A 9694-nucleotide genomic window follows, 5' to 3' on the forward strand; every position below is an offset into this window, starting at 1 on the left:
AATTACCGCGCAGGCCTCAGCCCGGCACGACGACATTGCTGTTCTTCTTGCCCGGTGGGATCGGGGTACTGCCTCCACCATCGCCGGGATCTATTGAGGGGGAATCTTCGGAACCGTCGGCCCCGGGTGGCACGTCCTCGCCCGATCCGCCGATGCCGGACTCGTCGCCACCAGCGTCATCGGCCCCGGCCGAATCTCCTTCGGGCGCCTGATCAGTGTCGGCTGCGGGCGCATCGCCCACCGTTCCCTTGCCCTGGCCCTTGGCGTCCTCCTTGATCATGAGGTCTTCGACGTTGTCGACGATCGCGTTCATCAGGTAATAGCTGCCGGTGGACGTCCACATCGAACCGTCGACGGGGAACACGTGGTTCTGCCCGAAGGCCTGCAGCTTGGAGAACCCGGGGGTTCCGGTGGCCGTGCGCAGCTGTTCCTGCCCTGCGGCAACATCCACACCGCCACCGGCATTCGGGTTGCTGATCGAAGCGCCGCCCAGGCTGCCGAAGTACATATAGTCCGCGTCGATGTCCTTGATGTTCTCCAGGGACACCGGTTCGGAATGGCCACGGCCCTCCGTGTCCTGGTTCTTGGGCCGCTTCATCCCCATATCCGTCAGCGCCTGGCCAGGAGGCAGCTCCTTCAGGATGAGCGAGGCGGAGCCGCCCTCCCACCGGACGATCGAGTACGTCTTGTCCAGCAAACCCTTGGACTTCAGCTCGCCGGAGACTTCCTTCGTCCGCTTGTCATAGCCGGAGATCAGGGATTCCGCCTTGGCCTCCTCGTTGAGGGCCTTCGCGGTCAGCCGGAAGTTGTCCTTCCACGGGCCGCCGGCGTAACCGGTGTAGACCAGGGGCGCGATCGCCGCGAGCTTGTCCAAAGCCTGTTGGTTGTTGTTGATCGAGGTTCCGTCCACCAGGATCAGATCGGGCTTGGCCGCGCCGATCTTCTCGTAGTCCGGATTGGCCACACCGCCCAGGATCTCCAGGTCGCCGCCCTTGACGGCCTCACCTTTGTCCTTGAGGTAGTTCGACACCGTCGACTGACCGCGACCGGAGACGATCCCGATGGGCTTGGCGCCCAATGCCAGTGCGGCATCGGTGGTCGGTTCACTCAGAGTCACAACCCGTTTGGGCTTCATCGGCACGTCGATCGACTTATCGTCCACGTCCTTGATCGGTCGCATGGGGCCCGAAGCGTCCAGTTCCATGTTTCCGGAGCAACCGGTCAGGGCCACCATGGCCACCACAACCGAGGCCGCGAGGGCGCCCAGCGTGTGCTTGTGGGGATAGCGCATCGTTTACAACAACCTTAAAGAAAACATAGCTTTGCCTCAGAAGAGTATCACCCCGCTACGCTATTAAGGTCAACATGCCTTCCGTAAATCCCACAGCTGTGGCATACCGCTATATGCCGGTCTTACGGCACCCTGACCAACTACTACCCAGGGGGCTTCAGGCACGCAAAAGCCCCCGCCGGAATACGGAAGACCCGGTAACAGCGTCACCGGGCCTTCTGCGGAACCAGACGGGGGCTACCCGTTCAGACAGTGGCGCCGACTACATGGCGGCCAGCCCAGATATGTCGTATTTCACATTGAGTGGGGCATGATCGCTCCACCTTTCGGCATAGCTGTCAGCCCTGTCGATGGAGAAGGCCTGGGCGGATTCTGCGAGCGCGGGAGTGGCCATGTGGTAGTCGATCCGCCAGCCCGCATCGTTGTCGAAGGCCTTCCCACGCTGGGACCACCAGGTGTAGGGACCAGGGACCTCGCCGGCCAGGGATCGCTGCACATCGACCCAGCCGATGTCATCGGCGTCGAAGAAGCGGTCGAAGTAGGCGCGTTCCTCGAGCAGGAAGCCGGCCTTCTTCCTGTTGGCCTTCCAGTTCTTCAGGTCCAGTTCGGTGTGGCAGACATTCAGGTCGCCGGTGACCACTGCGTAGTCGGCATGTTCGGCCAGCTGCGGCATCCGGGCGATCATCTGGTCGAGGAAGTGGTACTTGTCGACCTGTTTGGGGGTGTCGACCTCGCCGGAGTGCACATAGGCGCTGACCAGGGTAAGGAGTTTGCCGTCGGCAAGTTCGAAATCGGCCTCGAGCCAGCGGCCTGCGCGGTCGAAGTACTCATCCCCGTTGCCGATCCGCACGTCCTTGGCCGGCACCTTCGACAGGATCGCAACTCCAGCCCGGCCCTTGGCCTCGGCATCGGCGGAGTAGACGTGCCAGCCCAGGGGTTCCAGCAGGTCGGGGGCGATCGGATTGGCCGCGCGGACTTCCTGCATGGTGATGAGGTCGGAGGTGCTGGTCGTAAGCCACGGTTCCATGCCCTTGCGCATCGCGGCGCGCACGCCGTTGACATTGACGGTACTGATTCGAAGCATGGCCCCATCATGTCATGGCAAATGCTCAGCAATCGGAGACTGCACCGACGAGGCCACCCGGCGCTATGCTGGAATCACCCGGGCAACCGAGACGGACGTCACTGAGACGCAGGTCATAGTCGACTCCGGGTGATCATGACATTTTCAATTTCGACGCCAGGTAGAAAGCGCTACAGTTGTAAGCACCACTGACATTCATGAGGAGCAGCCATGGCCGACACCCAGACCTACGATCAGTCCCACCTGCGGATCAGTCCGTTGGACGAGGTCGATCCCACCGAACTGCGCGACTTCCTCGTCTCCACCCAGAAATCCTTCTGGGGCGCCCGTGACCTCACGGAGGACTTGGACGCCTACTGGGTTCGCCAACTGGGCGGATCCGGTCTGGTCGCCAGGTACCAGAACGAGATCGTGGGCTATCTGCTGGGCGTCATCCCGATCAACGGACCTGCCTACATCCACCTGGTCGCAGCCCGCGACGACTTCCGCCACCACGGCGTCGGCCGCCAGCTTTACAACCGCTTCATCGACGATGCCAAGGGGCTGGGCAAGGACGAGGTCCAGGCCACCGCGTTCCAGGACAATGTGGGCGCTATCAGCTTCCACACCTCGGTGGGCTTCGAGGGCGAACTCATCGCCAACTACGCCGGCCAGGGAATCCCCCGGGTGTTGTTCACCCTGGGTCTGAACAAGGACTCCTGAACCGCATAGCGGATGCGCTGGGGCCGGGATCGATCATCCGATCCCGGCCCCAGCGTTGTTTTCAGCGCAGGAGTTCTGCGGCCTGAGCGATGCTGTGCGGAATCCACCAGGACCAGTCGTGGCCGCCGGACACAGCCGTGACCGCGGGACCCACCTCCAGTCCCAGTCCGCCCAGCTCTGCGTGCAGGCCGGCACAGCGCGCCACGGCGTTGCCCTCGAACCGTCCGGCTGCGAGCCGCAGGCGCATCCGGGCCGAGGTCCCACCCGGCTTCCGCTGACTCTTCGGCACCGCCCCTCGTGCGAGCGCCCGGGCCAGCAGCTCGGCGAAGTCGCCCTCCGGATAGCGCCACAGTGACGGCGACTGCACGATCCCGGTCCCGCAGGCACCGGGGTCCGTGGCCAGGGTGAAGAGTGTGGACAGCCCGCCGAAGCTCGAGCCGGTGACGATGCGCTGCAGTGGATCGCGGCTGATCCGCACCCGGCCGGTCCCCAACGACTCCAGGCCCGTATTCAGCAGGCGGGGCACCAGGGTCCGCGCCACCCACTGCGCACGACCGCCCGGCACACCCAAGACCTGCGCCCGGTTCGGCCCCGACTCGACGAACACCGCTGCGACCGGTGGCAACAATCCCGCTTCCACCGCTGCGGCTAGGAACCGCGGGGTGTCGTGGTTGCGCACATGTGCTTCGCCGTCGAAGAACACGATGAGCGGCGTTTCCCGGGTGCCCGCCGAGGACGCGGCCCACCACCAGACCGCGGGTCCGCCATCCATGTCACCGGGGCCCTTGCCCGGCGGGCCTATAGGGCCGCCGGTGTCATCGCCCAGCCGGTGTACCTGAACATGCTCGGGCCAGGACTCGGGTGTGAGAAACAGATCGAGGACCGGATGTGCGGCCGCGTTGATCGCCGACACACAGATCAGGGATGTTCTGGCCCCGCCCTTGACCGTCAGCCTGCGCGGATTGGCACAGTCGGCGGACATCCGCACGTCCGGGTGCTCCAGGCGTTTGAGTCCGGTGGTCCACCAGGGAGGATCGGCCCGCCCACGGTACTCGGCGAAGCGGTAGCCGGCGATCCAGTCCGCGGGTGCTGCGACCTCGGCAACGAACCAGCCGGTACCGCCCACGGGATGCAGGTCCAGCGCATCGACGGGGTCCGGGTTCCACCAGCCGCTGGGGGCCAGGGCCACGGCCCGGGCATCCGGGGCGAAGTGAAGAAAACGGACCCAGACCTGCGTCCCGGCCGATCCCTCGACCGGGCCCAGGACCTCGGGTGCGGAGCTCGGCACATCGTGCAGCGGGGCCGTGAGGGCGCGACTGCGCACGGGCACGCGATGCACTACACGCGGCCGCGGGCCCGGGCGCCACGGATCGAATGCGGCAACCGCCTCGGCGTCGGTCATGTCGAAGGGCTCATTTCGGCACGATGACCAGTTGGCCGGAATCCGGTGAGCGGAAGACCTCGACGGGGTGGCCGTAGAGCTGCTCGATCCGCTGTGCGGTCAACACCTCCTCCGGTGTCCCATCACCGGTCAGGTGACCGCCCGCCAGCATCAGGATGCGGTCGGCGTGACGTGCCGCCTGGCCCAGGTCGTGCACGATCGCCACGACGATCGCCCCGCTGTGCGCCAGATCCTTGGCCGCCCGCATGACGTCCTCCTGATGCTTCAGATCCAGGGCCGCCGTCGGTTCGTCCAAGAGGTAGATCGAGGTGCCCTGGGCCAGGGTGCGGGCGAAGGCGGTCCGCGCCATCTCACCCCCGGACAGGGTCGTGACATCGCGGTCGGCCAGGTGCGTCACCTGTGCCCTGGCCATCGCCTCGGCCACGATCGCATCGTCGGCAGCGGACTTGGGGTGGGGCAGCCGGCCCAGTTCCACCAGCTCGCGCACGGTGAACCCGAAGGTCGGATGCTGCTCCTGCTCCATCACCGCGCGCACGCGGGCCAGCTCGCCGGCGTTCCAGTCGTGCGGTGCATGCGGCCCGATCAGCAGTTCGCCCGCCGAGGGCCGCAGATTGCCGGCCAGCACATTGAGCAGGGTGGATTTGCCCGCGCCGTTGGGTCCCACCACTGCGATGAGCGAGGGTTCCTCCACGGTGAAGCTGATATCGCTCAGCAGTGCGCTGGAGCCCACGGTGAAGCCCAGCGACTGTGCACGGATCGGATGCAGTTCGCGGGTCCTCCGCGGTTCGGCCGACGGGCTCATGGCCGCCCCTCCCTCGAACGCAGGATGAGGAACAGGAAGAACGGCGCGCCCAGCGCCGATGTCAGCAGGCCGATCGGGACCTCGGCAGGGGGCGCGACGGAGCGCGCGATCGTGTCCGCGACGACAAGCAACAGGGCGCCGGTCAGCGCCGACAGCGGCAGCAGGCCGCGGTGCGCGGGGCCGGTGAGCAGCCGCACCACGTGCGGGACCACCAGGCCCACGAAGCCGATCGTGCCTGCGAAGGCCACCGTGACACTGGTCAGCAGGGCCGACAGGATGATCAGCCAGCGCCGCACGGACACGACGTTGAGGCCCAGATAGTACGCCGAGCGCTCCCCCAGGGTCAGCGCGTCCAGTTTGCGGTGCATCAGGCACAGCACGATGACGCAGACGATGACCACCGCTGCGCCGACCGCCAGCTTGGTCCAGTCGATGTCGTCCAGTGAGCCCATCTGCCAGAACACCACGGACTGGAGCTTCTCGTCATCGGCGAGGAAGGTCATAAAGCCGGTGATCGCGGAGAACCCCGCGCCCACCGCGATGCCCACCAGCAGCAGGCGCGAAGTCCCGTAGCCCCTGCCGGGGCGGGCCAGGGTGTAGATGATCGCCACGGCCAGCAGGCCGCCGCAGAACGCCGCGGCCGGGACCAGCCACTGGTAGAGGCCCGCGCCCACCGAGGACAGCAGCACAATCGCGACGACCGCGCCTGTCGAGGCGCCGCCGGACACCCCGATCACGCCTGGATCGGCCAGCGGGTTGCGGAACAGACTCTGCATAACAGCGCCGCTGACGGCCAGAGCGGCCCCGGTCAGGGCACCGAACAGGATCCGCGGCAGGCGCAGGCTCATCACGACCGAGGTCTCCAGGGCCGGCTGCTCACTGCTGAATCCGAAGAACTTGTGCGCGATGATCTGCACGGTGGTACCCGGGGAGATCTTCACCGGGCCGATCCCCACCGACAGCACGATGGCCACGATGACGGCCACCACCATGATCGGCAGGCCCACCCCCAGGGACAGGCGCCGGGCGCGACGCGAGTCAGAACCGGCTACCACGCCGGCGGATGTGGGTTCAGGTGCCGGGTGTAGCTCAGTTGGAGCCATCGGCCAGGGCCTTGCCCAGGGCCAGCGCGCCCGCGCCGATGGCCGGACCGCTCACGGAGATCTGCTCACTGGGCATGACGTAGATCTGGTTGTTCTTGGCAGCAGGGGTGTCGGCCAGCGTGGGGAAGGCCTGCAGGAAGCCCTCGGCGCCGCCCCATTCCTCAACGTCGCCGGTGCCCATCACGATGACATCGGGCTTGGCGTCCAGCAGACCCTCCTTGCTGAACTTCACGGAGTACCCGCGCAGTCCGGCCTGTTCGCCCACGGAGGTCGCGCCGATCGCCTTGACGATGTCCGCGCCGGCCGTGCCGCTGCCGACGACCGCGTTGGCCCCGCCGGCACCGTTCGAGGTGACCTGCAGGATCTTCTTGCCCTTCAGCTTGTCCTTGTAGGTGGCTGCTTCCTTCAGCTGATCGCCGACCTTCTGGGAAACTTCCTTGGCAGCTGCGTCGGCACCCACATAGGATCCGACGTCGGTGATCTTCTTGGTCGTCTCCTCCTGGTCGCTGTAGACCGCTGCGCTCACGCCGGCCTCGCGGAACTTCTTGGCGACCTGCCCGTGGCGGTCCACGTTGTCGCCGATGAACATGGTGCCCTTGACGGACAGCAGGCCCTCGACACCGGTCTTCTGCGAGTACTCGAAGTGTTCGGGCGCGTTCTTGGCCGTGGGCGTCACCGAGTTCTGCGGTGCCGCGTAGACCTTGTCGGACAGACCCAGGGAGTCCAGAATGCTGACCACGCCGTCGCTGGCTGCGATGATCTTGCTGGCGTCCTTGACCTCGACGGTCTCGCAGGTACCGTCCTTGACCTTGACGGGGAGTTTGGGTTCGGCCTTGGCGGAGGGAACCTCGCCGCCGGCCACATAGTGCCAGCCTTCGGGGACGTTCTCCTGGCCCGCTCCCTGGGACGCGGCGGAGCCGGAGGCCTCCGATCCGCTGCCGGAGCCCTGCGCACCGCAACCGGTCAGCAGGAGGGCCGCGGTGGTCCCCGCGGCAGCCAGGGTCAGGATGTTCCGGGTGCGCAGGTTCCGGACGGACTTAGAGGCGCGCATCTGAGTAAGGGCGAACATGCCTCCAGACTATTAAGGTAGTCCTTTGATCACAAGCGATCCTGCCGATTTGAGGCACAGCCCACACATGTAGTCAATACACATACTACGAGGTCAGGCGGCCATGCCGCGGGCCACGCCCAGGTCGTGGAACACCGCCTGGTTGAGCTTGTAGCCCAGGGCGGCCTCCTCGATGAAGGCGTCCTGCTGCTCCGGGGTCAGTGCCGCAGAATCCAGGCGGTCACGGTAACCGTCCTTGAACACCTTGGGCTTGGAGATATCAGGGAAGGTATACATATTGAGCGCCTCTGAGTCCACACCGTAATGCCGACCCACCAGGCGGGCGATCGCCAGGCCACCGGACAGATCTCCCATATAGCGCAGGTAGTGATGGGCCAGCAGGCGTTCGGCCGGCAGACCCGAACGAATCCGTTCCGCCAGGGCAACGGTCGCCGGCACCGGGTGGGGCGCGCCGCGGTCGTCCCCGGCCAAGACGTGCAGGTCCGCGTTGATCGCGGCCACGCGCTCCAGTCCGTCGTCATGGAAGGCTGCGATCACCGGGTCGGCCGAGCGCACGCGGACCTCCGCCTCCAGGGCCGCGTAGATCACCGCATATTGTTCGAGCAGGGCGATATAGGCATCCGTGTCCAGGTTGCCCTTCATCAGCTCCACGATGAACGATTCCGATTCCGCATTGCGGTGCGGCTCCATCGTGGTCTCCCGTAGGCGGCGGGAGAAGCGGGATTCCTGCACTGGCTGGTCGCTGAGCGTCTGAGTCATGATCGTTCCTTAATGTCGTTGGGGATAAAGCTTAGGTCACACTTATCTGTTTTGCATCCGTGTTCCGTGAACGCCGGCCGAGGCCGCTCACGGGTTGGAACAGCAGCGGCCTGCACCGTGCCCGCGCCCGGTAACGTAGTCGTATGAGCTCAGCTATCGTGATCGGCGGAGGCATCGCGGGGGCCGCCACCGCATTCGAACTGGCCGCCCGCGGCATCCGGACCACCCTGATCGACGCCGGCCACACCGGCCAGGCCACCGCCGCCAGCGCCGGGATCCTGCAACCATGGTCCAGTTCCGTGACCGGGGACTTCTATCGCCTGTACTCCCACGGCGGTGCACACTACCCCGGGCTCTTGGAGCGTCTGGCCGGCCGGGGCATCCACACGACCTCCTTCGCCCGCACCGGTGGCCTCTACGTGTCCCGCGACGAATCCGCTGTCGCCACCGCCCTGGAACGGACCCTGGCGCGCAAGGACGCGGGCGAGGAGCTGATCGGCGATGCCAGGATGCTCAGCTCCGCACAGCTGCAGGAAATGTTCCCGCCCCTGGCCGCGCGCCTCACGGGATTCGTGGTCCCCGGCGGCGGACACGTCGACGGGCGGGTCTTCCGCGATGCGCTGCTCGATGCTGCGGTGGGCCTGGGGGCGCAGGTGATCCGCGGGCGCGCCGAGCTCGGGGCGGGTCTCGGAGCGGCCGGCGCTGAACAGGCGGAGGCAAGCACAGCGGGAGCCGTCACGGTGCACCCGCCGGCGGGGGCCTCGGACACGGGAGGCACTACCGATCGGGCCCGGGTGCTGCACGCCGATGCGATCGTCGTCGCCTCGGGCGCCTGGACCAATGCGCTGCTGGCGCCCTTGGGCATTGAGGTGCCCCTGCACCCGCAGCGCGGCCAGATCACCCACCTGCGCGTCGAGGGCGTGGACACCTCGGGCTGGCCCAGCGTCCACATGGGCGATCACTACCTGGTGGCCTTCGGCGATTCCCGCGTGGCCGTGGGCGCCACCCGCGAGCACGAGGCCGGCTTCGACCCGCGCGTCACCGCCGCCGGCCAGCTGTCCGTCCTGGCCAAGGCCCTGGACGTGGCGCCCGGCCTGGCCGACGCCACCCTGATCGAAACCCGCGTGGGGCTGCGGCCCTACCCCGACGCGGAACTCCCCCTGTTCGGCAGGCTCGCCGACAGGCTGTACCTGGCCACCGGGTTCGGCGCGGGCGGACTGACCATGGGGCCATACATCGGCTCGCTCGTGGCCCGGGCCGTGGCCGAAGACGCCCAGGTCGAAGCCGCGACCGTGGGCTCCTGAGGGCATACCAGGGCACAACAATGGGCAGTCACTTCGGTCTGGTTTCCGGGGGGCGGTCTCAAGGTGCTAGTGCAACACCCTTCCCAGGAGGGGCGTATGCCATACATCGCAGTGAACTACTCGAACCAGGAATGGTCCGAGGTGCTTAACGAGATCGTTCGGGGAATTCCTGTCGCCC

Annotated in this window: 9 protein-coding genes; 2 read left to right on the forward strand and 7 right to left on the reverse strand. The window is 66.7% G+C overall.

Features of this window, described 5'->3' with window-relative positions:
• Positions 1–16: 16 nt before the first annotated feature.
• Together NQ036_RS05390 and NQ036_RS05395 are read right to left on the reverse strand one after the other, a co-directional pair.
• Entirely contained in the window at positions 17–1291 is a 1275-nt protein-coding gene (locus tag NQ036_RS05390) for an ABC transporter substrate-binding protein (RefSeq protein WP_257057569.1), read from the reverse strand.
• 262 nt (positions 1292–1553) lie between these two features.
• Positions 1554–2375, reverse strand: coding sequence for an exodeoxyribonuclease III (locus NQ036_RS05395; protein WP_257057572.1), 822 nt, complete (start codon positions 2373–2375; stop codon positions 1554–1556).
• A 210-nt stretch (positions 2376–2585) separates the two neighbouring features.
• On the opposite strand from NQ036_RS05395, the gene NQ036_RS05400 reads away from it, so the two are divergent.
• Positions 2586–3077, forward strand: coding sequence for a GNAT family N-acetyltransferase (locus tag NQ036_RS05400; protein WP_257048593.1), 492 nt, complete (start codon positions 2586–2588; stop codon positions 3075–3077).
• A 61-nt stretch (positions 3078–3138) separates the two neighbouring features.
• Here the strand turns inward: NQ036_RS05400 and NQ036_RS05405 are convergent, their stop codons facing one another.
• The 5 genes from NQ036_RS05405 to NQ036_RS05425 form a co-directional block, all read right to left on the reverse strand.
• Entirely contained in the window at positions 3139–4479 is a 1341-nt protein-coding gene (locus tag NQ036_RS05405) for an esterase family protein (protein WP_257057575.1), read from the reverse strand.
• A gap of 10 nt (positions 4480–4489) precedes the next feature.
• Positions 4490–5281: a heme ABC transporter ATP-binding protein gene (locus NQ036_RS05410; protein ID WP_257057578.1), complete on the reverse strand. Its 792-nt coding sequence runs from the start codon at positions 5279–5281 to the stop codon at positions 4490–4492.
• Positions 5278–6384 (reverse strand): iron ABC transporter permease, encoded by a 1107-nt coding sequence (locus NQ036_RS05415; protein WP_257057581.1) that lies wholly within the window; start codon positions 6382–6384, stop codon positions 5278–5280. The genes NQ036_RS05410 and NQ036_RS05415 overlap by 4 nt, the downstream gene beginning before the upstream one ends.
• Positions 6371–7453 carry an ABC transporter substrate-binding protein gene (locus NQ036_RS05420; protein ID WP_257057584.1) on the reverse strand — a complete coding sequence of 361 codons (1083 nt, stop codon included), beginning with the start codon at positions 7451–7453 and terminating at the stop codon, positions 6371–6373. Before NQ036_RS05420 ends, NQ036_RS05415 begins: the two co-directional genes overlap by 14 nt.
• A 93-nt stretch (positions 7454–7546) precedes the next feature.
• Positions 7547–8212, reverse strand: coding sequence for a heme oxygenase (biliverdin-producing) (locus NQ036_RS05425; protein ID WP_257057588.1), 666 nt, complete (start codon positions 8210–8212; stop codon positions 7547–7549).
• Between the two features lie 143 nt (positions 8213–8355).
• On the opposite strand from NQ036_RS05425, the gene NQ036_RS05430 reads away from it, so the two are divergent.
• A complete protein-coding gene (locus tag NQ036_RS05430; protein ID WP_257057590.1) occupies positions 8356–9516 on the forward strand; it encodes an FAD-binding oxidoreductase in 1161 nt (386 codons plus the stop codon).
• Positions 9517–9694: the final 178 nt, after the last annotated feature.

It is taken from the genome of Brevibacterium sp. 91QC2O2, assembly GCF_024580695.1.
Lineage (GTDB): Bacteria > Actinomycetota > Actinomycetes > Actinomycetales > Brevibacteriaceae > Brevibacterium > Brevibacterium moorei.